Below are 25050 nucleotides of genomic sequence, written 5' to 3' on the forward strand. Positions count from 1 at the left end.
CGCCCGGTCGGTAAATCCCGGACCGCCCACTGCGCCAGGAGATGCGATGTCCGCCCCCGCACTGGACCGCCCCCTCGACGGCACCGACGACACGGCCGAGCTGCAGGCGCGCTTCGACGCCGTCATCGCCGCCGACCACCGGATCGAGCCGCGCGACTGGATGCCGGACGCCTACCGCGCGGGTCTGGTGCGGCAGATCGCCCAGCACGCGCACTCGGAGATCATCGGCATGCAGCCCGAGGGCGACTGGCTGCTGGCCGCGCCCAGCCTGCGGCGCAAGGCCGTCCTGCTGGCCAAGGTGCAGGACGAGGCCGGCCACGGCATGTACCTGTACTCGGCCGCGGAGACCCTCGGCGCCGACCGGGCCGACCTCACCGACAAGCTCATCGAGCGGAAGCAGAAGTACAGCTCGATCTTCAACTACCCGACGCTGACCTACGCCGACGTCGGCGTCATCGGCTGGCTGGTCGACGGTGCGGCGATCTGCAACCAGGTGCCGTTGTGCCGGTCCAGCTACGGGCCCTACGCCCGGGCGATGATCCGGGTCTGCAAGGAGGAGTCGTTCCACCAGCGGCAGGGCTACGAGCTGCTGCTGACGATGATGCGCGGCACCGACGCCCAGCGGGCGATGGTGCAGGACGCCGTCGACCGCTGGTGGTGGCCCTCGCTGATGATGTTCGGCCCGCCGGACGACGACAGCCCGAACTCGGCGCAGTCGATGAGGTGGGGCGTCAAGCGGCACGGCAACGACGAGCTGCGGCAGCGCTTCGTCGACATGACCGTGCCGCAGGCCGCCGTCCTCGGCGTGACGCTGCCCGACCCGGAGCTCGCGCTGGACCCCGGCACCGGCCGGTACCGCTTCGGCGCGATCGACTGGACGGAGTTCAAGCAGGTCATCGCCGGCAACGGCCCGTGCAACGACGAGCGCATCGCCCGCCGCCGCGCCGCCCGCGACGACAACGCCTGGGTGACCGAGGCGGCCATGGCGTACGCCGCGAAGAGGACGGGCGAAAGAGCATCGCAGGGAGCGCCAGCGACCGAGGAGCGGAACGAGCCCGGAGTCGAGCCATCCAACGCCGCGAAGCACGGCCGATGAGCGACGTCACCGCGGAGGGCGGGCACGGCGCCGTCCCGACCGGGCCGGAGATCCCGGTCGAGCCCAAGGCGTCGACCGCGCGCCGGGACTGGCCGCTGTACGAGGTGTTCGTCCGCGGCAAGCGCGGCCTCAACCACGTGCACGTCGGCTCGCTGCACGCCCCGGACGACGAGATGGCGGTGCACGCCGCCCGCGACCTCTACACCCGGCGCAACGAGGGCGTGAGCATCTGGGTGGTCCGGGCCGCGGACATCACCGCGTCCAGCCCGGACGAGAAGGACCCGATGTTCGCCCCCAGCGGGGACAAGGTCTACCGGCACCCGACGTTCTACGAGATCCCGGCCGACGTCCCCCACATGTGAGCGGAGCGAACTCCCATGCACGAAGAGACCGTGTACGACGCGCTGGACCACGCGCACGGCGGCGAGGGCCAGTGGGCGTTCGGCACCGGGTTCGACGAGCCGCTGGCCGGGGTGGACACCACCGTCCCTGACGGCATCGACCCCACCGACCTCGGCGTCTACTGCCTGACGCTGGGCGACGACGCGCTCGTGCTGTGCCAGCGGCTCACCCAGTGGGTGACCCGGGCGCCCGCGCTCGAGGAGGAGGTCGCCCTCGCCAACTGCGGGCTCGACCTGCTCGGCCAGGCGCGGCTGCTGCTGGCCCGGGCCGGCTCGGTCGGCGTGCTCGGCCGGTCGCGGCAGCTGGCCACGGCGAGCATCCCCGACGAGGACGCGCTGGCCTACTTCCGGGACGCCGACGAGTTCCGCCACTCCGCGCTGGTCGAGGCCCCCAACGGCGACTTCGGCCAGACCGTCGTCCGGCTGCTGGCGGCGTCGGCCTGGCGGCTGGCGCTGTTCACCCGGCTGCGGGAGTCACGCGACCCGGTGCTCGCCGCGATCGCCGCCAAGGGGGTGCCCGAGCTGACCTACCACCGGGACCACGCCGCCCGCTGGGTACTGCGGCTCGGCGACGGGACGGCGGAGTCGCACCGCCGCACCCAGGCCGGGGTGGACGCCGTCTGGCCGCTGCTGGCCGACCTGTTCACCGCCACCGACGTCGAGGCCCGGCTGACCGCCGCCGGCGTCGCCGTCGACCCGGCCGAGCTGCGCGACGAGGTGCGCGACGTGCTCACCCTCGTGCTCGAGCGGGCCACGCTCACCGTCCCGGACTGGCCGGCCGAGCACCCCAGCCCCGGCCGCGCCGGCGATCACGGACCCGAGCTGGCCGAGCTGCTGGCCGACCTCCAGGGCCTCGCCCGCGAGCACCCCGCGGCCACCTGGTGACCACCGTCCAGGGCGGACATGGCCAAGTCCGCCCCCTCCGCAGCGACGAGGATGGCCATCTTCGGGGCGCCCACGACCCCGAAGATGGCCATCTTCGGGCGGTGGGGGACGCGCGGGTGGTGGCGGAGACGGTCACCGACCCGGAGCTGCCGATGCTGACGCTGGCCGACCTCGGGGTGCTGCGGGACGTCCGCGACGAGCAGGGCACCGTGGTCGTCGAGATCACCCCGACCTACTCCGGCTGCCCGGCGATGGGCGTCATGCGCGCGGACCTGGTGCACGCGCTGCACCGGGCGGGCTTCGCCGACGTCGACGTGCGCACCGTGCTGTCGCCGGCCTGGTCCACCGACTGGATCAGCGCCGAGGGCCGGCGCAAGCTCGCCGCCGGCGGCATCGCCCCGCCCGGCCGCGCGCCGGCGCGCACCTCCGGCCCGGTGCCGCTGCAGCTGGGCCCGTCCCGGCGGACGGCGACCTGCCCGCAGTGCGGGTCGCCGGACACCGAGGAGGTCAGCGAGTTCAGCGGCACCGCGTGCAAGGCGATGCGCCGCTGCCGGGCCTGCCTCGAGCCGTTCGAGCACGTGAAGGAGATCTAGTGCCGCGACAGGGAGCGAGCATCGCAGCGAGCGCCAGCGAGCGAGGAGCGGAACGACCGCGGAGCGGCACCGATGTCGACGTGACCGCCGCTGCCCGTCGCAGGCCACGGTTCCACCCGTTGCGGGTGGCCGACGTCGAGCGGCTCACCGACGACGCGGTGGCGGTGACCTTCGACGTGCCGGCCGAGCTGGCCGAGGACTACGCCTTCTCCCCCGGCCAGGCGCTCACCCTGCGCCGGGTGGACGGCGACCGGGACGAGCGCCGCTCGTACTCGATCTGCGCCCCGGTCGGCGCCGCACCGCGGGTCGGCGTCCGCGAGGTCCCCGGCGGTTTCTTCTCGTCCTGGCTGGTGCACGAGGTGCGGCCGGGCGACCGGATCGAGGTGCTCCCGCCGTCGGGCACCTTCACCGCCGACCTGTCGGTGCCCGGCGACCACGTGTTCGTCGTCGCCGGCTCCGGGATCACCCCGGCGCTGTCGCTGGCCTCGACCGTGCTCCGGGACGGGCGCTCGACGGTCACCGTCTTCTACGGCAACCGGCGCACCAACACGGTCATGTTCGCCGACGAGCTGGCCGACCTCAAGGACCGGTACGGCACCCGGCTGCAGCTGGTGCACGTGCTCTCCCGGGAGCCGCGGGACGCCGAGCTGACCAGCGGCCGGCTGGACGGCGACCGGCTGCGCGCCCTGGTCGGCGCGCTGGTCGACCTTCCGGAGGTCGACCACTGGTGGCTGTGCGGGCCGCACGGCATGGTCACCGAGGCCCGGGCGCTGCTGGCGGAGCTGGACGTGCCGGCCCCGCGGGTGCACCAGGAGCTGTTCTTCGTCGACGACGTCCCGCCGGAGCCGGTGCGCGGCGACGAGGAGACCGTCAGCGGCCCCAGCTCGTCGGTGACGGTCGTGCTCGACGGCCGGTCGACGACGCTGGCGCTGCCCCGCGACGTCCCGGTGCTGGACGCCGCCCAGCGGGTGCGCGGCGACCTGCCCTTCGCCTGCAAGGGCGGGGTGTGCGGCACCTGCCGGGCCCGGGTCACCGACGGCGAGGTGGAGATGCGCCGCAACTACGCCCTCGACCCCGGCGAGGTCGACGCCGGCTACGTGCTGACCTGCCAGAGCCTGCCGCGCTCGGACGCGGTGACGGTCGACTACGACGCCTGACCGCGGTCGTACTGCGCCGCGACCAGCGTGCGGAGCGCCTCCAGCCCCTCCGGCGGGCTGTCGGCCCACCAGGTGAGCTGCACCTGCACCGGCGGGGCGTCCCGCAGCGGCCGGTAGACCACGCCGGGGCGGGGGTGCTGCGCGGCCGTCGCCGCGGCGGTGACGCCGACCGCCTGACCGGCGGCGATGGCGGTGAGCCACTCCTCGACGCCCCGGACGGTGCGGACCGCAGCGGGCGACCCGGCCGCGGACCAGACCTCCTCGGTGGTCGAGCCGGTGACCCGGTCGACGGCGAGCACCCGGCCGTCGAGGTCGGCCAGCCGCAGGCTGCGCCGGCGGGCCAGCGCGTCGTCGGTGGCCAGGGCGGCGTAGCGGCGTTCCTCCCCCACCACCGCGCTGCGCAGCCGGCGGTCGTCCACCGGACGGCGCAGCACGCTGACGTCGGCCAGCCCCTCGACCAGCCCGGCCGTCGGGGTGATCGACTGGACGAACACCAGCGTCGTCCCCGGGCGGGCGCGCGACCACGACCGCTGCACCGCGACGGTGTGCCGCCCCAGCGCGGCCCAGGCGAAGCCGATCCGCAGGTCGCCCCGGTGCTCACCGGCCGTGCGGCGCATCGCGGCGACCTCCTCGAGCACCCGCCGGGCGTGCGCGACGACCCGCTCCCCGACCGGGGTGAGCGACACCGCCCGCGTCGTGCGCTGCAGCACCCGGGCGTCCAGGGCGCGCTCCAGCGCGACCACCGTGCGGGACACCGACGCCTGCGAGACCCCGAGCAGGGACGCCGCTCCGGTGAAGGTGCCCGCCTCGACGACGGCGAGCAGCGCCCGCAGCTGGCGCACCTCCGGATCCATGCACGCAGCGTATCGATGCTGCGGCCCGGACATTTCCCTCAGCCGCCCGGCGTGCTGATACTCGGCCAGGTGCCCACCGAGCCCCACCCCCTGCGCGGGATCACCACGATGCTGGGCAGCGCGCTGAGCAACCAGGTCGGCGCCGCGATGGGCGCGCACGCGTTCGGCGCGATCGGCCCGCCCGGCGTCGTGGCGGTGCGCCAGGTGGTCGCCGCGGTGGTGCTGCTGCCGGTGGCCCGCCCGCCGCTGAGCCGGATGACCTGGCCGCAGTGGTGGCCGGTGCTGCTGCTGGCCGTGGTGTTCGGCTGCATGAACCTGGCGCTCTACACCGCGATCGACCGGATCGGGCTGGGCCTGGCGGTGACGCTGGAGTTCCTCGGCCCGCTGGGGGTCGCGCTGGCGACGTCCCGCTCCCGGCGCGACCTGCTGATCGCCGCAGCCGTGGCGGCCGGCGTCTACGTGCTGGTGCTGCCCGGGCCGTCCAGCGACGGGCTGGGCCTCGCCGTCGGGGTGGCCGGCGGCGCCTGCTGGGCGGCGTACATCCTGCTCAACCGACTGGCCGGCGCGCGGCTGCCGGGGCTGCAGGCACCCGCCGTCGCCGCTGGGCTGTGCGCGCTGGCCTACGCGCCGGTGCTCGTCCTGCTCGCCGCGCAGGGCCGGCTCACCGGGACGGCGGTGGCGTTCTCGGTGACCGCCGGGGTGCTGTCCTCCGTCGTCCCGTACGCCGCCGACCTCACCGCGCTCCGGTACGTGCCGGCCCGGTCGTTCGGGGTGTTCATGAGCGTGCACCCGGTGCTGGCAGCGGTCGTCGGGCTGGTGGTGCTCGGCCAGGTGCTCGCGCTGCACGAGTGGGCCGGCATCGCGGTGGTCGTGCTGGCCAACGCCGCGGCCGTCGCCCGGCCGGCCCGGCGCCCACCCGTCCCGACGGTCGCGGAGGGGCAGGCGCCGGTGCCGGCCTAGCCCAGCCGGCGTCGCTCAGCCGGCGTCGCGCTGGTGGTCGGCCCAGCTCACGTACTCGATGCCGAACTCGGGGAGCCGCTCGCGCAGGCCGTAGCGGTCCAGGCCCAGCTCGCCCTGCTGGAAGGCGGCCCGGGCAGCGGCCTCCTTGTCCAGCCGCGCCTGACCCGCGGTGAGCGCGCGGGGCACGTCGGCACGGGGCACCACCATCACGCCGTCGTCGTCGCCGAGCACGACGTCGCCGGGGTGGACCAGCTGCCCGCCGAGCACGACCGGCACGTTGACCGCGCCGGCGGTGTTCTTCACCGAGCCCTGCGCGCTGACCGCCCGCGACCACGCCGGGAAGCCCATCTCGCGCAGCTCGGAGACGTCCCGGATGCCGCTGGCGAGCACCACGCCGCGCACGCCGCGGTGGGCCAGCGCGGTGGCGAACAGCTCGCCGAACAGCCCGTCGGTGGACGGCGAGTTGGTGGTCACCACGAGGACGTCGCCGGGGCGGCACTGCTCGACCGCGACGTGGATCATCAGGTTGTCCCCCGGCCAGCAGACGACCGTGACGGCGGTGCCGCCCATCCGCGCCCCGGCCCAGGCCGGCCGGTACTCCGGGCCCAGGTAGCCCACCCGGCCCAGCGCCTCGTGCACGGTGGCGACGCCGAAGCCGCCGAGGGTGGCGGCGTCCTGGGCGTCGGCCCGGGGCGGGTCGGTGACGACGACGTTCTTCATGAGCGGTCCTCTCGGAGTGCGGCGATGACGCTGCGGAAGTGGGCGACGGAGGCCGCCTCGGCGCGGTCGCCGTCCCGGTCGGCGACCGCGTCGACGAGCGCGGTGAGCTCGGCCAGGCTGACCCGGGAACGCCCCGGCCGCAGCGAGAGCCGGAACTGGTGGCGCACCAGCTGGGCCTGCAGCCGGTCGACGAGCCGGGTGGCCACCGGCTGCCGGCCGGCGGCGTGCAGGGCGCCGTGCAGCTGCTGGATGAGCGCGGAGTAGCCGACCACGTCGCCCGCGTCGACGGCGGCGTGCATCCGGCCCAGGTGGGCGCGCAGCTGGCCGATCTCCCGGGGGGTGACCCGCTCGGCGGCCTTGCGGGCGATGAGCGCCTCGAGGGCCATCCGGCACTCGGTGGTGGCGACCGCCTCCTCGACCGAGACGACCCGCACCCGGGCGCCGCGGTTCGGGATCCGCTCCACCAGCCCCTCGGCGGCGAGCGCGTCGATGGCCAGCCGGACGTGGCTGCGGCTCACCCCGAGCTGGGCGACCAGGTCGGCCTCCACGAGCCGGTGCCCGGGCGCCATCTCGCCGTCGGCGATGGCGTCGCGCAGCCGCTGCTCGGCCACGGTGCGCCCGCCGGGCGCCTCCAGCGGGAGCGGCCGGGTCAGCTCAGCGGCCTGCACGGCGCAGCGCCGCGTCCAGCCGCGGGTAGACCCGGCGGACGTTGCCCTCGTAGACGGCGGTCCGCGCCACGTCGTCCAGGGCGGAGGCCTCGACGTACCGGCGGGTGTCGTCGAAGTGGTGCCCGGTGGTCGGGTCGATGCCGCGGACCGCACCGACCATCTCCGAGCCGAACAGCACGTTGGGGGTGTCGATCACGTCGAGCAGCAGGTCGATGCCCGGCTGGTGGTAGACGCAGGTGTCGAAGAAGACGTTGCCCATCACGTTGGTCTCGACCGGCGGCTGCTTGAGCATGTCGGCCAGGCCGCGGTACCGGCCCCAGTGGTAGGGCACCGCGCCGCCGCCGTGCGGGATGACCAGCCGCAGGTCGGGCAGGTCGGTGAACAGGCTCCCCTGCAGCAGCTGCATGAAGGCGGTGGTGTCGGCGTTGATGTAGTAGGCGCCGGTGGCGTGGAAGGCCGGGACGGCGGAGGCCGAGACGTGCACCATCGCCGGGACGTCGAGGGAGACCATCGCCTCGTAGAACGGGTACCAGGCCCGGTCGGTGAGCGGCGGCGACGTCCAGTGCCCGCCGCTGGGGTCGGGGTTGAGGTTGGCGCCGACGAAGCCGAGCTCCTCGACGCAGCGCCGCAGCTCGGCGATCGAGTTCTCCAGGCCGGTGCCCGGGGACTGCGGCAGCTGGGCGACGCCGATGAACCGGTCCGGGTAGAGGGAGACCACCCGGGCGATGAGGTCGTTGCACCGGCGGGCCCACTCCAGGCTGACCGCCGCGTCGCCCACGTGGTGGGCCATCGCCGAGGCGCGCGGGGAGAAGACGGTGAGGTCGATGCCGCGCTCGTCCATCAGCCGCAGCTGGCTGGTCTCGATCGTCTCGCGGATCTCGTCGTCGCTGATGACCGGGTAGGGCTCCGGGGCGACCCCGGCCTCCCAGGCGCGCACCTGCTCCTCGCGCCAGGCGGTGTGCGCCGCCGGCGCCGTCGTGTAGTGCCCGTGGCAGTCGATGATCACGCCGGGTTCCCGTCCACGGGCCCACCCTGGCCGACCGTCAGCAGGATTGTCAACGATCCTGCTGACGACCCGGCGCGCACCCGATCGACCGGCGGGGGCACGATGGGCGCTCCTGCCGTGCTGCCCCGGGGAGACGCGATGTCCGACGACGCCGAGCTGCTCGCCGGGCTGCGCCGCGCGGGGGTGGCCGACGTCGACGGCTCCGGGCTGGCCCGGGCGCTGTACTCGACCGACGGCTCGCTATACCGGGTGCTGCCCCGGGCGGTCGTGCGGCCGCGGCACCCCGACGAGGTGGTCGCCACTCTGGCGGTGTGCCGCGAGCTCGGCGTCCCGCTGACCGCGCGCGGGGCGGGCACGTCGATCGCCGGCAACGCGGTCGGTGCCGGCGTCGTGCTGGACACCAGCCGGCACCTGTCGCGGGTGCGGTCGATCGACCCCGAGGCCCGGACGGCGGTGGTCGACCCCGGCGTCGTCCAGGCGTCGCTGCAGGCCGCGGCCCGGCCGTACGGGCTGCGCTTCGGCCCCGACCCGAGCACGCACAACCGCTGCACGATCGGCGGGATGATCGGCAACAACGCGTGCGGGTCGCGGGCCCTGGGCTACGGCCGGACGTCGGACAACGTCGCGGCGCTGGACGTCGTCACCGGTGCCGGCGTGCGCCTGCAGCCGGCCGGCCCGGGCACGCTGCCCGCCGACCTGCAGGCGCTGGTGGACGCGCACCTGGCCACCATCCGCACCGAGCTCGGCCGCTTCGCCCGCCAGGTGTCCGGCTACGCGCTCGAGCACCTGCTGCCCGAGCGCGGTGGCGACCTGACCCGCGCCCTGGTCGGCAGCGAGGGGACGCTGGCGCTGACGCTGGGCGCCACCGTCCGGCTGGTGCCCGAGCCGGCCGTCCGCGCGCTCGTCGTGCTGGGCTACCCGTCGATGCCGGACGCCGCCGACGCCACCCCGCCGCTGCTGGCGTACTCCCCCACTGCGGTCGAGGGGCTGGACTCGCGGATCGTGCAGCGGCTGCTCGACGTGCCGGCCGCCGTCGTCCCCGAGCTGCCGCGCGGCCAGGGCTGGTTGATCGTGGAGCTGACCGGGGACGACGCCGCCGAGGTCGCCGACCGCGCGCGGCGGATGGCGGCCGCGTCCGGGGCGGTCGACACCCTGGTGGTGGACGACCCGGCCGAGGCGGCGGCGATCTGGCGGATCCGGGAGGACGGCGCCGGGCTCGCCGGGCGCACCAGCGACGGCCGCCCGGCGCACGCGGGCTGGGAGGACGCCGCCGTCCCGGTGGAGCAGCTGGGCGACTACCTGCGCGAGTTCGAGGCGCTGCTGGTGGAGCACGATCTGCAAGGGCTGCCCTACGGGCACTTCGGCGACGGCTGCGTGCACGTCCGGATCGACTTCCCGTTCGGCGCCCAGCACGCCGACGGCGGCCGCGGGCGCTACCGGGCCTTCATCACCGACGCCGCCCGCCTGGTGGCCCGCTACGGCGGGTCGGTGTCCGGCGAGCACGGTGACGGCCGGGCCCGCAGCGAGCTGCTGCCGCACATGTACTCCCCCGCCGCGATCGCGCTGTTCGAGCAGGTCAAGGGCGTGCTCGACCCGGACGACGTGCTGAACCGCGGCGTGCTGGTGCGCCCGGCGGCGTTCGACGCCGACGTGCGGGTCGCCCAGGTGGCGCCCCGCCGGCAGCAGCTGGCGCTGGCCTACCGGCACGACGGCGGCGACCTGACCGCGGCGGTGCACCGGTGCACCGGCGTCGGCAAGTGCCGGGCGGACCTGACCGGCACCGGGGCGGTGATGTGCCCGTCGTTCCCGGCCACCCGCGAGGAGAAGGACTCCACCCGCGGCCGGGCCCGGGTGCTGCAGGAGATGCTCGCACCGGGCGGACCGGTGCAGGGCTGGCGGTCCCCGGAGGTGCACGAGGCGCTCGACCTCTGCCTGTCCTGCAAGGGCTGCTCGCGCGACTGCCCGACCGGCGTGGACATGGCCGCCTACAAGACCGAGGTGCTGCACCAGTCCTACCGTCGGCGGCTGCGGCCCCGGTCGCACTACGCGCTCGGGCAGCTGCCGCGCTGGTCGGACCTGGTGGCCCGGGCGCCGCGGCTGGTCAACCGGCTGACGGCGTCCCGGCTGGGTGGCGCCGTCGCGAAGTGGGGCGCCGGGGTCGACCAGCGGCGGCCGCTGCCGGCGTTCACCGAGCAGACGTTCCGGGCCGGCTGGACGGCGCGGCCGGCCGACGACCGCCCCGCGGTGGCGCTGTGGGTCGACTCCTTCACCGACCACTTCGCGCCGGAGGCCGCGGCGGCGACGGTCGCGGTGCTCGAGCAGGCCGGCTACCGGGTGGAGGTGCCGCCGGCCGACACCTGCTGCGCGCTGACCTGGATCACCACCGGCCAGCTGGACGCCGCGCGGCGCATCCTCCGCAGCACCCTGGGCACGCTGGCCGGCTACGCCGACGCCGGGATGCCGATCGTCGGCGTGGAGCCCTCGTGCACGGCGGTGCTCCGCGGCGAGGCCGCCGAGCTCGTCGACGAACCGGTCACCGCGTGGGTCGCCGCCGCGACCCGCACGCTGGCCGAGCTGCTCGCCGAGACCCCGGGCTGGGCGCCGCCGTCGCTGGCCGGGGTCGAGGTGGTCGCCCAGCCGCACTGCCACCACCACGCCGTGCTCGGCTGGGACGCCGACGAGCGCCTTCTGCGCGCCGCCGGGGCGACGCTGACCCGGGTCGGCGGCTGCTGCGGGCTGGCCGGCAACTGGGGCGTCGAGCGCGGGCACCACGACGTCTCGGTGCGGATCGCCGAGCACGACCTGCTGCCCGCCGTCCGCGCGGCCGGACCCGACGCCGTCGTGCTGGCCGACGGGTTCTCCTGCCGCACCCAGCTGGACCAGCTCGAGGGCCGGCGCGCGGTGCACCTGGCGCAGCTGCTGGCCGACCCGGCGCTCAGGGGCTGAGCGGCTCCTCGGCCGTGCGGCGGCCGGCGCCGGACCCGAGGACGAGGAAGACCGCACCGATCGAGACCAGCAGCCAGAGGCTCGCCAGCCGGTACACCAGCACGGCGGGCACGGCCTGGCTGGCCGGCAGACCGCTGGCCACCAGGGCGGCCACCAGGGCGGCCTCGACCACCCCGATGCCGCCGGGGGTGAGCCGGGCGGAGGAGACCAGCGTGCCCGCGGCCCAGACCAGCACCAGGCCCTGCCAGGGCACCGGGGCGCCGACCGCCTGCAGCGCGAGGGCGAGGCAGGCCGCGTCGAGCACCCAGTTGGCCAGGGCGTACAGGCCCGTGCCGGCGGCGGCCGGGACGCTCAACCGGAACGAGCCGAGCGAGGTGAGGAAACCCTCGACCCGCTCCTCGACCGGGCCGTCGCGGAGGGCGGGCACCCACCGGCCGAGCAGCCGGGCGCCACGGCTGAAGACCCGGACCAGTGCGGCCCGGGTGCGGGCGTGCCGGAAGGCCAGCACGATGCCGAGCACCGGCAGGACGCCGGCGGCGGTGGCCACGAAGGCGCCGAAGGCCCCGGCGACCGACCCGGTCATCGCCGAGCCGAAGGCGAGCACGAGCGCGAGGGTGGCGGTGGACGCGATGCCGGAGACCGCCAGCGCCCAGCCCACCAGGGCCGCGCCGTTGCCCAGCGCGTGCAGCCGGCGGTAGGTGTAGGCGGTGCTGGCGGCGGCGCCGGCGAAGGGCAGGCCGGCGGAGATGGCGTTGCCGGCGTAGAGGGTGCTGGTGGCGGCCGGCCACGGCACGGCGCCGCCCCCGGCGCGCAGCAGCACCCGCAGCTGCTGGACCAGGCACTGCATCGAGACCAGCTGGACGACGGCGGCCAGCGCCACCCAGCCCCAGGCGACGCCGACCAGGCCGTCCCACCACTCGGCGATGCGGTGCCGGGAGACGACGACCAGCACGGCGACGGCGAGCACCACGGCGGCGCGGACCAGCAGCTGCCAGCGGCTCCACCCCCGCGGGCCGGTCACCGGGAGCTCCGTCGTCCCGTCGCCGCTCACGGGCCCATGCTCCCCTGTGCCCGCGCGCGGACGGGACGACGGGTGGCGGGCACGGGACGATCCTCCCGCGCGCGGGGCTGGGAGCATGGCGCCGTGCTCCTCGCCGACGTGCTCGCCGCCTCCGCCGCGGTCACCGCCACCCGCTCCCGGACGGCGAAGGCGCAGGCCATCGCGGAGCTGCTGCGCCGGGCGGAGCCGGCCGAGGTGGAGCCGGTGACCGCGTGGCTGTCCGGCGAGCCGCAGCAGGGGCGGCTCGGCCTGGGCTGGCGGACGCTGTCCCGGCTGACCGGCGAGCCGGCGGCGGAGGCGGGGCTGACCGTGGCCGCCGTGGACGGCGCGCTGGCCGAGCTGGCCACGACGTCCGGGCCGGGGTCGACGGCGCGGCGGGACGCGACCGCCGGCGGGCTGCTGCAGGCGGCGACCGCGGACGAGCAGCAGTTCCTGGTCCGGCTGCTCACCGGCGAGCTGCGGCAGGGAGCGCTGGAGGGGGTCGTGCTGGACGCGGTGGCGCTGGCCGCCGAGGTGCCGGCGGCGAGCGTGCGCCGGGCGTTCATGCTCTCCGGCCGGCTGCCCGGGACGGCGGCCGCGGCGCTGTCCGGCGGGGTGGCGGAGCTGGACGCGGTGCGGCTGGAGGTGGGGCGGCCGGTGCGCCCGATGCTGGCCAGCCCCGGCTCGTCGCTGGACGCGGCGCTCGACGACCTCGGTGCCGACGTCACGGTGGAGTTCAAGCTCGACGGTGCCCGGATCCAGGTGCACCGGGACGGTGACGTCGTCCGGGTGTGGACCCGCACGTTGCGGGAGGTGACCGACGGGGTGCCGGAGCTGGTGGAGCGGGTGCGGGCCCTGCCGTGCCGCACGGCGGTGCTGGACGGGGAGACGCTCGCGCTGGACGACGACGGCCGGCCGCGGGCGTTCCAGGACACGATGAGCCGGTTCGGCAGCGACACGGCCGAGGCGGGGGTGCTGCTGTCGCCGTTCCTGTTCGACGTGCTGCACCTGGACGGCCGGGACCTGCTCGACGAGCCGCTGGAGGTGCGGCTGGACGCGCTGGCCGGGCTGCTCGCCGACGACCGGCACGCGCCGCTGCGGATGCCGGGGGTGCGGCGGCCGTCGCCGGAGCAGGCCGCCGAGGTGCTGGACGGCGCGTTGTCGGCCGGGCACGAGGGCGTGGTGGTGAAGGCGCTGGACGCGCCGTACGCGGCCGGGCGGCGGGGGAAGGCGTGGCAGAAGGTCAAGCCGGTGCACACGCTGGACCTGGTGGTGCTGGGCGCGGAGTGGGGGTACGGCCGGCGCTCCGGGAAGCTGTCGAACATCCACCTGGGCGCGCGGGACCCGGACGGCGGCGAGCCGGTGATGGTCGGGAAGACGTTCAAGGGGATGACCGACGAGCTGCTCGAGTGGCAGACGGCGACCTTCCCGGGGCTGGCGCAGGAGCAGCCGGAGTGGGGCGTGCTGCTGCGGCCGGAGCTGGTCGTGGAGATCGCGCTGGACGGCGCCCAGCGGAGTCCGCGCTACCCGGGCGGGGTGGCGCTGCGGTTCGCCCGGGTGCTGCGGTACCGGCCGGACAAGACGGCCGCGGACGCCGACGACCTCGACGCCGTCTGCGCCCTGCTCGCCGGCGGCTGAGCGCACGATCCGGCACATGGACCGCGCCGGCGCTGGGCACGGTGGGTACGACCGGTCTGCCGACGGAGGTGGGCCGGCGCCGATCGAGGAGGCGCGCGATGACCGAGCCCGAGCAGACGCCGGACGTGGAGCGGCGCCTCGCGGAGCAGCTGGACCCCGAACGCCACCGGGCCCCGTCCGAAGGCGTGCCCCAGGACCTGCCGGACGACGCCGACGCCGAGGACGGCCACGCGACCTGACCTCTGCCACTCGACGAGGCGCCGCCCCGACATGGCCCCACCGCTGGGGACGGCGCCGCCGGTGGACATGGCGACATGTCGACATGGTCATCCGGCGACACGGGGACTGGGCGACACGGGGACTGGGCGACTTCTCGACACGGGAGCTCGGTGACACGACGTCGTGACGACTCAGAACGGTGGAGGGTCATCGTCCGGGTCGGCTGGCCCTCCGCTGCCTGGAATCTGGTACGCGTCGGGAAGCCGCCAGCCCGGTGGTCGGGTGGTGCGGGTGACGCCCGAGGGTGTGGTGACCGTCAGCGTGCCGTCGTCGGTCATGGTGAACCGCCAGCCCGGGGCGTGGGTCTTGAGCCGGTGGTGCCGGCGGCACAACGAGCACAGGTTGCCGCAGTCGGTGGCCCCGCCGTCGGCGTGCGGGTGGACGTGGTCGGTGTCGGTCCACCGGGCCGGTCGTCGGCACCCGGGATGTCGGCAGGTGCGGTCGCGGGCCTTGACGAACCGTTGCTGCGCCGGCGTCGGGGTGTAGCGGCCGACCGGCGGAGGGGCAGTGAGCGCTGGGCAGCCGCAGTCCCTGACCGGGTGGTCTCGGCAGCCGCGGCGGACCAGGCGTTCCAGTTCCGGGCGGCTCACCGTGGCCCGCAGCGCACCGGTGGCCGGGTCGGTGAGGTCGATACCCAGGCTGCCGCCGGCCGGTGCCTGTAGTCCGCCGGGGCACAGCGCATCGAGCTGCTCGAGCAGTGCGCGGAGCTGGCCGGCGGTGATCGGAGCGCCGTCCACGCTCGCGGCGTCCGCGTCGGTGGGCACCCGGTCGCCGTCGTGCGGTCGGGCAGGCGGGGCGCCGAGCACCGGGAGCGGGGCGATCACCCGCAGATGCGCCGTCACCGGCTCCCGCGAGGTGTCCCACGGCCGGAGGATGAGGTCAGCCATGATCTGCGTCCGCAGCTGACCGATCGGCCGGGTGTCCCCGTCGGCCTTGGCCATCCGCGCGTACCCGTCCACCGCCTCCCGGCAGGCGACCGCGACCGGCATCGGCAGGTCCGCGATGAGCTGACCCATCCCGTCGGCGGTGGCCCGGGTGACGACGTCGGCGTTGGCCTCGGCCTTCTTCCGCCGCCGATCGGCCGCCGCCTCGTCCAGCGCGATCAACGCCGCTGCGGTGCGCTCCTGCAACCGGCGCGGCGTCTCTCCCGCCAGCGCCCACTCCAGCGCCTGCGCCTCGACCTCGGCCACCACTGCTGCGGCGACCTTGCCGCCGGCGTCCACGGACTGACCGCCCAGGGCCTTGGCGATCGCCGCCGCCCGCGGCGGGTCCACCAACCCATCGGCCAGCGCACCCCAGGTGTCGGGCAGCTCGTGCACCCACACCAGCGATCGCTCCAGCAGCCGCGATGCCGCCGTCACCGAGATCCCCCGGGCCAAGGCGAGCTCGTCGACGAAGAACTCCGACACCTGCACCGGCGGCGGCTCCCCCGGCGCCCACCCCGCCACCCGATGACCGGGCTGGTCGGGGCTCCGGTCCGCCGACGCTGGCCGGCGCGCGGCCATGCTCGCCACCATCGCCGCCTCGTAGGCAGCCAGCTTCGCCGCACCCACCGCCAGCGCCGACATCTCCCGCGCCCACCCGGCGTCGTCGAACCCGTCGGGGTCCAGCACGTCGGTCAACCGCGATCGCCGCCGCGTCACCCCCGGCGGAGGCGGCGACATCCGCCGATCCGGCGGGCCGGAGACAGGCGCGACCGTCAGCGCCACCCCGTAACCCGCCGCCTCGAACACACCCGGAACCTAGCCAGGGGGTACGACACTTCCGGCGCGTTCCTGGCCTCTGAGCAGCACGTTCTTCGACGGGTTCTTGGTCGTTCGCCCGCAGCGGGGAGTCCACCGGAGGTGGCGGGTGCCGCACACCGCTGGTGTCCTGCGAGCCGTGCTCCGGCCGGTCCACCGCGCGCCGCAACCAAGCAGCCGAGTCGCGCGCGCCTCCCCACACCCCGCGGTTTCGCGCGCCTTCCCACGCGCGGTTTCGCGCGCCTTCCCACGCGCGGATTCGCGCGCCTTCCCACGCACGGTCCCGCGCGCCTTCCCACGCACGGTCCCGCGATCGACGGCGATGAGTCCGGCGGCGGCAGCGGGTCTGGACTGCGGGGGCGGTCAGCCGGTCCGTCCGCGAGCGAAGGAGAGGCCCATGGGCACGGTCGTGTCCTCCGCGTCGATGTCGTTGGACGGCTTCGTCGCCCACCTCGACGACACCCCGGGCGCGCTGTTCGACTGGTACGACTCCGGCGACGTCGAGGTGCGCACGACGCTGCCCGAGCTGACCTTCCACCTGACCCCGCAGAGCGCCGACCACTGGACGGCGTGGCTCGCCGAGCTGGGCGCCCTCGTCGTCGGCCGCCGGCTGTTCGACCTCACCGACGGCTGGGGCGGCCGCCACCCACTGGGCGTGCCGGTGGTCGTGGTGACGCACTCCCCGCCCACCGACTGGGCGCACGCCGGACCGTCGACCGAGTTCGCCGGCGACGTCGCGTCCGCGGTCGCCCGGGCCCAGCAGCTCGCCGGCGACGCCGCCGTCGGCCTCGCTGCCGGCACCGTCGCCAGCCAGGCGCTGGAGCTCGGCCTGCTCGACGAGGTGGCCATCGACCTGGTGCCGGTGGTGCTCGGTGCCGGCCGGCCCTACTTCACCGGCGGCACGCACGCGCTGCTCGGCGACCCGGTCACGACGGTCCAGGGCGACCGGGTCACCCACCTGCGCTTCCGCGTCCGGCGCTGACCGGGACGAGAGAGCAGCTGGAACGAGGGAGCAGCCGGGACGACGGCTCAGGCGTCGGCGACCCGCGGGGCGACCTCGGTGCCGAGCAGCTCGATGCCGCGCAGCAGGTCGGCGTGCGCCAGCCGGGGGTTGGTCATCTGCAGCGAGATCCGGTCCACCCCGCCGAGCTGCCCGGAGATCCGCACCAGCTTCTCGGCCACCGTCTCCGGGTCGCCCATGAAGAAGGCGCCGTTCGGGCCGCTCGTCGCGTCGAACTGCGCCCGCGACGGCGCCGCGAAGCCGCGCTCGCGGGAGACCTTGGTGAACATCTCGTGCCAGCCCGGGTAGATGGTGTCCGCGGCGGCCTGGGTGCTGTCGGCGACGAAGCCGAACACGTGCAGGCCGACCTGCAGGGCCTCCGGCGCGTGCCCGGCCTGGGCCCCCGCCCGCCGGTACAGGTCGATGAGCGGCCCGAACTGGCGCGGCTCGCCGCCGATGATCGCCACCATCAGCGGCAGCCCGAGCAGCCCGGCACGCGCGAAGGACTCCGGCGAGCCGCCGACGCCGACCCAGATCGGCAGCGGGTCCTGCAGCGGCCGCGGGTAGACGCCCTGGCCGGTGAGCGAGGGCCGGTGCCGGCCGGACCAGGTGACCTCGGTCGACTCGCGGATCCGCAGCAGCAGGTCGAGCTTCTCGGTGAACAGGGTGTCGTAGTCGGCCAGCGACAGCCCGAACAGCGGGAAGGCCTCGGTGAACGAGCCACGCCCGACGACCAGGTCGACCCGGCCCTTGGAGATGAGGTCGAGGGTGGCGAACTCCTGGAACACCCGCACCGGGTCGGCGGCGCTGAGCACGTTCACCGCGCTGCCCAGCCGGATCCGGGAGGTGCGCGCCGCCGCCGCCGCGAGGATGACCGCCGGGGCCGAGTCGTAGTACTCGGGCCGGTGGTGCTCGCCGATCCCGAAGGAGTACAGCCCCGACTCGTCGGCCAGGGCGATCTCCTCGAGCAGGTGCTCCATCCGCTCCTCGGGCCCGATCACGCGCTCGGTCGAGGGGTCGGTCACCGCCGAGACGAAGCTGTCGACACCGACGTGCATGGGGTCCTCCCGTGGATCACCGGCGTCGACGGACCGATCCCGTCAAACGCTCAACCACCAGTGAACCAGAACGGGTCAGCGGCGGCGGGGCTGGACGGGCAGGAGCAGGCCCAGCATGCCGGTCCGACGGGCGGTCGGGGTCACCCCGCCAGGGCCCTTCACTTTCTGGCACCGGGTGCCATAACGTGCGACGTACATCACACGGACGTCGGTGTGCAGCTCCCGCCGTCCCGACCACTGCAGAGGAGAACGACATGGGACTGCTCGACGGCAAGGTCGCACTGATCACCGGTGGCGCCCGCGGCCAGGGGCGGGCGCACGCCCTGACCTCGGCGCGCGAGGGCGCCGACGTGGTCCTGGTCGACATCGCCGACCAGCTGGAGACCGTGCCCTACGCGATGGCGACGGCCGACGACCTCGCCGAGACGGTGCGCCAGGTGGAGGCGCTCGACCGGCGGGCCCTGGCGGTCACCGCCGACGTCCGCGACCAGGGCCAGCTCGACGAGGCGGTACGCCGCGGCATCGCCGAGTTCGGCCAGATCGACATCCTCATCGCCAATGCCGGGATCTGGACCCAGGGGCCGTTCTGGGAGCTGTCGGAGCAGTCCTGGGACGAGATGATCGGGGTCAACCTCACCGGCGTGTGGAAGTCGGCGAAGGCCGTCGCGCCGCACATGATCGAGCGGCAGAGCGGGTCGATCGTGATCACCTCGTCGGTCAACGGCCTCGAGCCCGGGATGAACTACGCCCACTACGTGGCGGCCAAGCACGGGGTCATCGGGCTGATGAAGAACATCGCCCTCGAGCTGGCGCCGCACGGAGTGCGGTGCAACTCGATCAACCCGGGGGCGATCAAGACGCCGATGACCGACCACCAGGGTGCGTGGGACATGTTCGCCGGCCACGAGGGCGGCACCGAGGCCGACCTGATCGAGGGCGGCTACCACTTCCACGCACTCAAGGGCCGCACCTTCCTCTCGCCGCAGGTCATCGCGGACACCGCGCTCTACCTCAACTCCGAGCTGGCCGCCGCGGTCACCGGCGTCACCATCCCGGTCGACGCGGGCCACATGCTGCTGCCGGGCGTCAACCCCGCACCGGTGAAGTGACCCACCGGCGGTCTGCGCGCAGCCCGCGCGCACACCGCCGGTGCGCTCGCCTCACGCCTCGGCCGCCTGCCCCTCGGCGTCCAGCCCGGGCGTGAACTGGGCTCTGGCGGCCGCGACGGCTCCCTCGACCTCGTCGCTCCCCGCTGTGCCGCTGGCCCGGACGACGTCGGCCCACGCCTCGATCGAGGCGGCGTTGGCCCGGAGCACCTCCGGCGACGCCTCCCACGCCACCGGGTCGCCGACGGCCTCGCCGCTGAGGAACAGGCCCAGCCCCAGGACGCCGACGTCCCAGCCCGGCCCGACGTACAGCGCACCGGCGCCGCTGCCCGCGAAGGCGACCGGCACCGAGTGCTCCAGCGCCAGCTCGGTGGCCGCGCCGTCCGGCGTCAGCCGCAGCCGGACGACGCTCTCCGGACCACCCCAGCTGACCGCGAAGGCCGACGGCGGCCGGCACTCGAGCACCTCGCCGCCGGCGTTGCCCTCCACCTGGAAGGAGCCCCCCTCCCGCAGGTCGCCGCTGACCGGCGCGAACCAGCGGGCCAGCCGCTCGGGGTCGGTCACCGCGTCCCACACGTCGGCGACGGCGGCGTCGTAGCGGCGCCGGACGGTGACGGCGATCAGCTCGCCGTCCCCCTCGCCGCGCCGGACGACGTCCCGATGGGCCGCGACGATCTCCTCGACCAGGTCTCTCATGTCCCCTCCTCCGCAGGCGCCGCGGGCGCGTTGCCCGCAGCGGTGGACCGCTTCCCCCGGGCCAGCTCGGTGGCCAGCGCGTCGAGCCGCTGGTCCCAGAACCGCCGGAAGCCCTCGAGCCAGGCATCGACCTCGCGCAGCGCAGCCGTGTCCACGGCGTAGAGCCGCCGGGTGCCCTCGGCGCGCACGCGCGCGAAGCCGTTCTCCCGCAGCACCTTGAGGTGCTGGGAGGTGGCCGGCTGGGAGATGCCGAACTCGTCGCGCAGCGCGGCGGCCAGCCGGCCGGCCGGCTGCTCCCCCTCGGCGAGCAGCTCGAGCAACCGACGTCGCACCGGGTCGCCGAGGACGTCGAGGGCGTGCACGGCGCGATTGTATAAGTGACAACTTATGCCCGGCAAGGGGTCCGCCACCCCGCCGGTCCACCGAGGGACACTGGGGCGTGACCGACGTGGCAGTGCAGTGGGCGGGCAGCAACTGGGCGGGCAACTACCGGTACGGCGCGACCGCGCTGCACCGGCCGGGCAGCCTGCCGGAGCTGCAGGAGCTGATCGCCGGCACGCCGCGGGTGCGGGTGCTCGGCTCCCGGCACTCCTTCACCTCGGTGGCCGACTCCGCCGAGCTGGTCACCCTCGAGGCCATGACCAGCGACGTCGTCGACGTGGCGGCCGACCGGCGCACGGTCACCGTGGACGCCGGTCTGCGCTACGGCGAGCTGGCCGCCGCCCTGCACCGCGAGGGCCTGGCGCTGCACAACCTGGCCTCCCTCCCGCACATCTCCGTGGCCGGCGCGGTCGCCACCGCCACCCACGGGTCCGGCGTGGGCAACGGCAACCTGGCGACCGCCGTGGCCGGCCTGGAGCTGGTCACCTCGGCCGGGGACCTGGTCCGGACCGTCCGCGGCGACGCCGACTTCGCCGGGACGGTCGTCGGCCTCGGCGCGCTGGGCGCGGTCACCCGGGTCACCCTGGACGTCGAGCCGGAGTTCGACGTCCAGCAGCGGGTGTTCGAGCACCTCGCCTGGGACACCCTGTTCGACCACGTGGACGAGGTGCTGTCGGCCGCCTACAGCGTCAGCCTGTTCACCCTGCTCGGCGGGGACGTCGACATGGTCTGGGTCAAGGCCCGCACCGACGCCCCCGGCGCCCCGGCCGGCGAGCTGTTCGGCGCGCGGGAGGCCGACGGCGAGCGGCACCCGATCCCCGGCATCGACCCGACGCCGACGACGGAGCAGCTCGGCGTCCCCGGCCGGTGGTCGGACCGGCTGCCGCACTTCCGGATGGGCTTCACGCCCAGCAACGGCGACGAGGTCCAGACCGAGTACCTGCTCCCCCGCGCGGACGCCGTGCCGGCGCTGCAGGCGCTGCTCCGGCTGGGCCCGCGGATCCGGCCGCTGCTGCAGACCTGCGAGATCCGCACGATCGCCGCCGACGACCTGTGGCTGAGCACCGCCCACGAGCAGGACTCGATCGCGCTGCACTTCACCTGGGTGCCGGCCCAGCAGCAGGTCGAGGAGGTGCTGGTCGACCTGGAGGCGGCGCTGCTGCCGCTGGGCGCGCGCCCGCACTGGGGCAAGGTCTTCCTCGCCGACGCCGCCACGCTGGCCCCGCGGTACCCCCGGCACGCCGACTTCGTCCGGCTGGTCGAACGGCTGGACCCCCGCGGGGCGTTCCGCAACGACTGGCTGGAGACCTACGTCCTCGGTCGCTGACCGGTCCCCGACCGGCGCCGGACGGCGTGCGCGGCCGCCTCGGCCCGGTTGCGGACGCCGAGCTTGGCCAGGATGTGGCTCACGTGGTGCCCGGCGGTCTTCTCGCTGATCACCAGCGCGCGGGCGATGCCGGCGTTGGACAGCCCGCGGGCGACCAGCGCCAGCACCTCCTCCTCCCGCGCGGACAGCTCACCGCCGCCCCGCGCCCGCCGGGCCGCCGGGACGCCGCACCCGCGCAGCACCGCGGCCGCGGTGTCCGCCGCCCGCGCGGCACCCAGCCGGCGGAAGGCGGCCAGCGCGGTGCCGGCCTCCTCCGCCGCGGTCTCCCGGTCGTCGCCGGCCACCGCCCGGGCCAGCGCCAGCCGGGCGTGCGCGGACTCGAACGGCATCAGCAGCCCGGTGAAGTCGCGCAGGGCGCACCGCGCCGGCTCGGCCGCCGCGCCCGGGCGGCCTGCAGCGAGGGACACCGACGCGTCGGCCAGTTCCGCGCGGGCGGTGAGCAGCCGGATGCCGGTCGCCGCCGCCAGCGCCGCGAGCGCACCCGCGGCTGCCCCGGCACCCGCCACGTCGCCGACGGCCAGCCGGGCGTGCACCAGCGGGGACAGCAGCCCCCCGGTCGCCACCGCGTCGTCGGACGCCGCCCGCAGCCCGCGCTCCAGCAGGCCGACGGCCTGCCGCGCCCGGCCGTCGGCCAGCCGCAGCAGCGCCAGCGCCCGCAGCACCGCCGGGTGCTCCTCCCGGCCGGCGAGCAGCCGCTCGGCCTCGTCCAGCCGGCCCTGCTGGACCCGCAGCTCGGCCAGCGAGGCCAGGGTCGGCGCGCTCAGCTCGGGCAGGTCCCGCACGTGCGTGGCCAGCGCGTCCTGCAGCGCCGCCTCCGCCTCGACCCACCGGCCCCCGGCGATCAGCAGCTCGGCGTGCACCGTCCGGCAGGCGCCGAACAGCGGGGCGATCGACCGGGTGCGCGCGAAGGACTCGACGTGCTCACACCACTCCGCGGCACGGGTCCACTCCCCCGCCCCCGAGCAGCCCAGCACCAGGTTGCAGTAGGCCTCGCCGAGCGTGTGCACGTCCGCGGCCCGGCCCGCCGTCGCGGCCGCCATCGCCTCCTCCAGCAACCGCAGCCCGGGCTCCCGCCGCCCGGCGCGCACCTCGGCCCGGCCGAGCAGGCTGATCGCCAGCACCTCCAGGTCGGGGTCGCCGGTCGTGCGGGCGACCGCCAGCGCGTCGGCGGCCGCGGCCGCCTGCTCGGCCACCGTCGCCGCCTGCCGGGCGTGCTCGACGGCGACCCAGCCGTGCCCGGCGCAGGTGGGTGCGTCCGCGAGGACCCGCTCGGCCCGGGCCAGCCAGCCCCGCGCCGCGGAGCTGCGGCCGCCCAGCTCGTGCTGGTGGGCCACCCACACCGCGCACCGCGCCGCCTCGGCGCAGCGGCCGGCGCGGGCGTGCTCGGCGAACGCCTGCTCCCGCAGCGCGACGGCCTCCGGGACCCGGCCCAGGAACCACAACACCTGCGCCAGGCCGTCCCGGGACTCCGCTCCACCCCCGGCGGCGAGGGCAGCGGTGAACGCCGAGCGGGCGGACTCCCAGTCCGCCCGCTCGAGCGCGCGCCAGCCGGTGGGGAGCAGCGCGACCCCGTCGGGTCCGTGCACGGGTCGAGGGTGCCACCCAGCGGGCCCGATGAGGAGCCCTTCGGCGCTCAGCGGCGGGTGCCGACCGCGACCAGGTACTCCATCTCGAACCGGGCCCGCTCCGGTGTGCCGCGGTCCCACTCGACGCAGAACGCCCCCAGCGCGGCGTCGAAGTCGTGCTCGCGACCGTCCTTGGCGGCGTTCGCCCGGGCTGCGATGGCCGGCCCGTAGCTGGCGATGAAGTGCCGGGCGTAGTCGCCGGGCTGCGCGAACGCGGTGATCTCCAGCGTCGCCCGGGACAGGGTCGCCCAGTCGACCCGCCCGCCGAACAGCCCCTGCAGGTGCTCCTCGCTGCCCCAGAGCGGAGCCGGCTGCGCGCCGGGCGGCGGGGGCGCCATGAACGGCTTCATGGTGCGGAACAGCGCACCGAGCATGCCCTCGGGCGTCCAGCTCAGCAGCGCGATCGTGCCCCCGGGACGGCACACCCGGACCACCTCGTCGGCGGCCTCCTGGTGGTGCGGGGCGAACATGACGCCGATGCAGGAGAGCACGACGTCGTAGTCGGCCGCGGCGAACGGCAGGTGCTCGGCGTCGGCCTCGACCCACTCCAGCTGCAGCCCCGCGGCGTCGGCCCGGCGGCGGCCGTCGGCGAGCAGCTCGGGGGTCAGGTCGCTGGCGGTCACCTGCGCCCCGGTCGCCGCGGCGGGCAGCGAGGCGTTGCCGGTGCCGGCCGCGACGTCGAGCACGCGCTGCCCGGCGCGCACGCCGGCGGCCTCGACCAGCCGCGGGCCCAGCGGGGTCAGGAAGGTGTCGACCATCAGCGGGTAGTCCCCGGAGGCCCACATCTTGGCGTGGCGGGCCTTGAGCTCGGTGTCCGCGGCGGTGGTGGTGCTGGTCATCGTGTCGGTCCCCTCGGTCGGGTGGTGGGTGGACCGAGGGTGCTCGCGGCTGCCGCGCCGCCGCATCGGGCGAACTCCCCATCCCCGCCCGACCGGGCGGGCCGCCGACCTCAGGGGACGACGTCGGGGACGATGTGCTGGCTCTCCTTGGGCGGGCGCACGTAGTCGTCGTGGACCGGCGGCCGGGGTGGCAGCTCCGGCGCCGGCGGGGTGAGGTCCTCGTAGGGCACCTGGCCGAGCAGGTGGGCCATCACGTTGAGCCGGGCCCGCTTCTTCACCTCCGCCTCGACCACCCACCAGGGCGCCTCGGGGATGTCGGTGGCGGCGAACATCGCGTCCTTGGCGCGGGAGAAGTCCACCCAGCGGTTGCGGGCCTCCAGGTCCATGGGGCTCAACTTCCAGCGCTTGGCGGGGTCCTTCAGCCGCTTCTGGAAGCGCGCCTCCTGCTCGGTGTCGCTGACCGAGAACCAGTACTTGAGCACCGTGATCCCGCTGCGCACCAGCATCCGCTCGAACTCCGGGCAGGAGCGCAGGAACTCCTCGTACTCCTCGTCGGTGCAGAAGCCCATGACCCGCTCGACCCCGGCGCGGTTGTACCAGGACCGGTCGAACAGGACCATCTCCCCGGGGCCGGGCAGGTGCGCGACGTACCGTTGGAAGTACCACTGCCCCTTCTCGCGTTCGGTCGGCGCGGCGAGTGCCACGACGCGCGCGTGCCGGGGGTTCAGGCTCTCGGTGATCCGCTGGATGGCGCCGCCCTTCCCGGCAGCGTCCCGGCCCTCGAAGAGGACGACGACGCGCAGACCCCGTGCCCGGATGTGCTCCTGCTGCTTGACCAGCTCCACCTGCAGCCGGGCCAGTTCCGTGTCGTAGTACTTGCCGTCGACCTTGCCGGTGGACCGGGGCGCCTCCTCGACCGACGACGACGGGAGCGGCGGGGTGGTCATGTGACGAGCATCACGCCCCGGTCGACG

24 protein-coding genes are annotated in these 25050 nt (G+C 75.5%); 12 read left to right on the plus strand and 12 right to left on the minus strand.

The genetic code is table 11. The features are described 5' to 3' along the window. Positions 1-46: 46 nt before the first annotated feature. The 5 genes from paaA (at position 47) to paaE (ending at position 4132) form a co-directional block, all read left to right on the plus strand. Positions 47-1096: a 1,2-phenylacetyl-CoA epoxidase subunit PaaA gene (gene paaA, locus HL054_RS08010; RefSeq protein WP_369138367.1), complete on the plus strand. Its 1050-nt coding sequence runs from the start codon at positions 47-49 to the stop codon at positions 1094-1096. Continuing rightward, complete coding sequence (paaB, locus tag HL054_RS08015) at positions 1093-1458, plus strand: 1,2-phenylacetyl-CoA epoxidase subunit PaaB (protein ID WP_369138368.1); 366 nt, start codon at positions 1093-1095, stop codon at positions 1456-1458. Before paaA ends, paaB begins: the two co-directional genes overlap by 4 nt. A 15-nt stretch (positions 1459-1473) precedes the next feature. Continuing rightward, positions 1474-2382 (plus strand): 1,2-phenylacetyl-CoA epoxidase subunit PaaC, encoded by a 909-nt coding sequence (gene paaC, locus HL054_RS08020; RefSeq protein WP_369138369.1) that lies wholly within the window; start codon positions 1474-1476, stop codon positions 2380-2382. A gap of 101 nt (positions 2383-2483) precedes the next feature. Further along, positions 2484-2975, plus strand: coding sequence for a 1,2-phenylacetyl-CoA epoxidase subunit PaaD (gene paaD / locus HL054_RS08025; protein ID WP_369138370.1), 492 nt, complete (start codon positions 2484-2486; stop codon positions 2973-2975). Between the two features lie 80 nt (positions 2976-3055). Beyond that, complete coding sequence (gene paaE / locus HL054_RS08030; protein ID WP_369138371.1) at positions 3056-4132, plus strand: 1,2-phenylacetyl-CoA epoxidase subunit PaaE; 1077 nt, start codon at positions 3056-3058, stop codon at positions 4130-4132. On the opposite strand, the gene HL054_RS08035 is transcribed toward paaE, so the two are convergent. Next, positions 4120-4986, minus strand: coding sequence for a LysR family transcriptional regulator (locus HL054_RS08035; protein WP_369138372.1), 867 nt, complete (start codon positions 4984-4986; stop codon positions 4120-4122). The genes paaE and HL054_RS08035 overlap by 13 nt on opposite strands. 69 nt (positions 4987-5055) lie before the next feature. On the opposite strand from HL054_RS08035, the gene HL054_RS08040 reads away from it, so the two are divergent. Then, a complete protein-coding gene (locus HL054_RS08040; protein ID WP_369138373.1) occupies positions 5056-5946 on the plus strand; it encodes an EamA family transporter in 891 nt (296 codons plus the stop codon). Between the two features lie 15 nt (positions 5947-5961). Here HL054_RS08040 and HL054_RS08045 read toward each other — a convergent pair whose 3' ends face one another. From HL054_RS08045 to HL054_RS08055, 3 genes are read right to left on the minus strand one after another with little or no spacing between them, the layout of a single operon-like run. Beyond that, a complete protein-coding gene (locus HL054_RS08045) occupies positions 5962-6666 on the minus strand; it encodes a 4-carboxy-4-hydroxy-2-oxoadipate aldolase/oxaloacetate decarboxylase (protein ID WP_369138374.1) in 705 nt (234 codons plus the stop codon). After that, positions 6663-7334, minus strand: coding sequence for a GntR family transcriptional regulator (locus HL054_RS08050; RefSeq protein WP_369138375.1), 672 nt, complete (start codon positions 7332-7334; stop codon positions 6663-6665). Before HL054_RS08050 ends, HL054_RS08045 begins: the two co-directional genes overlap by 4 nt. Further along, the gene (locus HL054_RS08055) at positions 7321-8340 is read right to left on the minus strand and encodes an amidohydrolase family protein (protein ID WP_369138376.1); all 1020 of its coding nucleotides are present in this window, start codon (positions 8338-8340) and stop codon (positions 7321-7323) included. The genes HL054_RS08050 and HL054_RS08055 overlap by 14 nt, the downstream gene beginning before the upstream one ends. Before the next feature lie 138 nt (positions 8341-8478). Between HL054_RS08055 and HL054_RS08060 the strand changes: the two genes are divergently transcribed. Next, the gene (locus HL054_RS08060) at positions 8479-11286 is read left to right on the plus strand and encodes an FAD-binding and (Fe-S)-binding domain-containing protein (protein ID WP_369138377.1); all 2808 of its coding nucleotides are present in this window, start codon (positions 8479-8481) and stop codon (positions 11284-11286) included. Here HL054_RS08060 and HL054_RS08065 read toward each other — a convergent pair. Beyond that, positions 11276-12337, minus strand: coding sequence for a lysylphosphatidylglycerol synthase transmembrane domain-containing protein (locus HL054_RS08065; protein WP_369138378.1), 1062 nt, complete (start codon positions 12335-12337; stop codon positions 11276-11278). The two genes, HL054_RS08060 and HL054_RS08065, sit on opposite strands and share 11 nt — an antisense overlap. A gap of 93 nt (positions 12338-12430) precedes the next feature. Between HL054_RS08065 and HL054_RS08070 the strand changes: the two genes are divergently transcribed. Both HL054_RS08070 and HL054_RS08075 read left to right on the plus strand, forming a co-directional pair. Continuing rightward, complete coding sequence (locus tag HL054_RS08070; protein WP_369138379.1) at positions 12431-13963, plus strand: ATP-dependent DNA ligase; 1533 nt, start codon at positions 12431-12433, stop codon at positions 13961-13963. A gap of 98 nt (positions 13964-14061) precedes the next feature. After that, positions 14062-14202 (plus strand): hypothetical protein, encoded by a 141-nt coding sequence (locus tag HL054_RS08075; protein WP_369138380.1) that lies wholly within the window; start codon positions 14062-14064, stop codon positions 14200-14202. A gap of 171 nt (positions 14203-14373) precedes the next feature. Here the strand turns inward: HL054_RS08075 and HL054_RS08080 are convergent, their stop codons facing one another. Further along, a complete protein-coding gene (locus HL054_RS08080; RefSeq protein WP_440347932.1) occupies positions 14374-15855 on the minus strand; it encodes an HNH endonuclease in 1482 nt (493 codons plus the stop codon). Positions 15856-16381: 526 nt separating this feature from the next. Between HL054_RS08080 and HL054_RS08085 the strand changes: the two genes are divergently transcribed. After that, positions 16382-16966 carry a dihydrofolate reductase family protein gene (locus HL054_RS08085; protein WP_369138382.1) on the plus strand — a complete coding sequence of 195 codons (585 nt, stop codon included), beginning with the start codon at positions 16382-16384 and terminating at the stop codon, positions 16964-16966. Positions 16967-17013: 47 nt separating this feature from the next. Here HL054_RS08085 and HL054_RS08090 read toward each other — a convergent pair whose 3' ends face one another. Continuing rightward, positions 17014-18042, minus strand: a complete 1029-nt coding sequence (locus tag HL054_RS08090) for an Atu2307/SP_0267 family LLM class monooxygenase (protein ID WP_369138383.1) — start codon at positions 18040-18042, stop codon at positions 17014-17016. Between the two features lie 254 nt (positions 18043-18296). Here HL054_RS08090 and HL054_RS08095 point away from each other — a divergent pair, with 254 nt between their 5' ends. After that, positions 18297-19151 (plus strand): mycofactocin-coupled SDR family oxidoreductase, encoded by an 855-nt coding sequence (locus HL054_RS08095; protein ID WP_369138384.1) that lies wholly within the window; start codon positions 18297-18299, stop codon positions 19149-19151. Between the two features lie 51 nt (positions 19152-19202). On the opposite strand, the gene HL054_RS08100 is transcribed toward HL054_RS08095, so the two are convergent. After that, the gene (locus HL054_RS08100; RefSeq protein WP_369138385.1) at positions 19203-19844 is read right to left on the minus strand and encodes an SRPBCC family protein; all 642 of its coding nucleotides are present in this window, start codon (positions 19842-19844) and stop codon (positions 19203-19205) included. Next, the gene (locus HL054_RS08105) at positions 19841-20206 is read right to left on the minus strand and encodes an ArsR/SmtB family transcription factor (RefSeq protein WP_369138386.1); all 366 of its coding nucleotides are present in this window, start codon (positions 20204-20206) and stop codon (positions 19841-19843) included. Before HL054_RS08105 ends, HL054_RS08100 begins: the two co-directional genes overlap by 4 nt. A gap of 77 nt (positions 20207-20283) precedes the next feature. Between HL054_RS08105 and HL054_RS08110 the strand changes: the two genes are divergently transcribed. After that, positions 20284-21552: a D-arabinono-1,4-lactone oxidase gene (locus HL054_RS08110; RefSeq protein ID WP_369138387.1), complete on the plus strand. Its 1269-nt coding sequence runs from the start codon at positions 20284-20286 to the stop codon at positions 21550-21552. Here HL054_RS08110 and HL054_RS08115 read toward each other — a convergent pair. From HL054_RS08115 to ppk2, 3 genes are all read right to left on the minus strand, one after another. Continuing rightward, positions 21534-23198: a LuxR C-terminal-related transcriptional regulator gene (locus HL054_RS08115; RefSeq protein ID WP_369138388.1), complete on the minus strand. Its 1665-nt coding sequence runs from the start codon at positions 23196-23198 to the stop codon at positions 21534-21536. The two genes, HL054_RS08110 and HL054_RS08115, sit on opposite strands and share 19 nt — an antisense overlap. A 47-nt stretch (positions 23199-23245) precedes the next feature. Next, on the minus strand, positions 23246-24076 hold the full coding sequence (locus tag HL054_RS08120; RefSeq protein ID WP_369138389.1) for a class I SAM-dependent methyltransferase: 831 nt from the start codon (positions 24074-24076) through the stop codon (positions 23246-23248). 110 nt (positions 24077-24186) lie between these two features. Next, positions 24187-25023, minus strand: a complete 837-nt coding sequence (gene ppk2 / locus HL054_RS08125) for a polyphosphate kinase 2 (protein WP_369138390.1) — start codon at positions 25021-25023, stop codon at positions 24187-24189. Positions 25024-25050: the final 27 nt, after the last annotated feature.

Source organism: Modestobacter versicolor, assembly GCF_041028285.1.
Lineage (GTDB): Bacteria > Actinomycetota > Actinomycetes > Mycobacteriales > Geodermatophilaceae > Modestobacter > Modestobacter versicolor_A.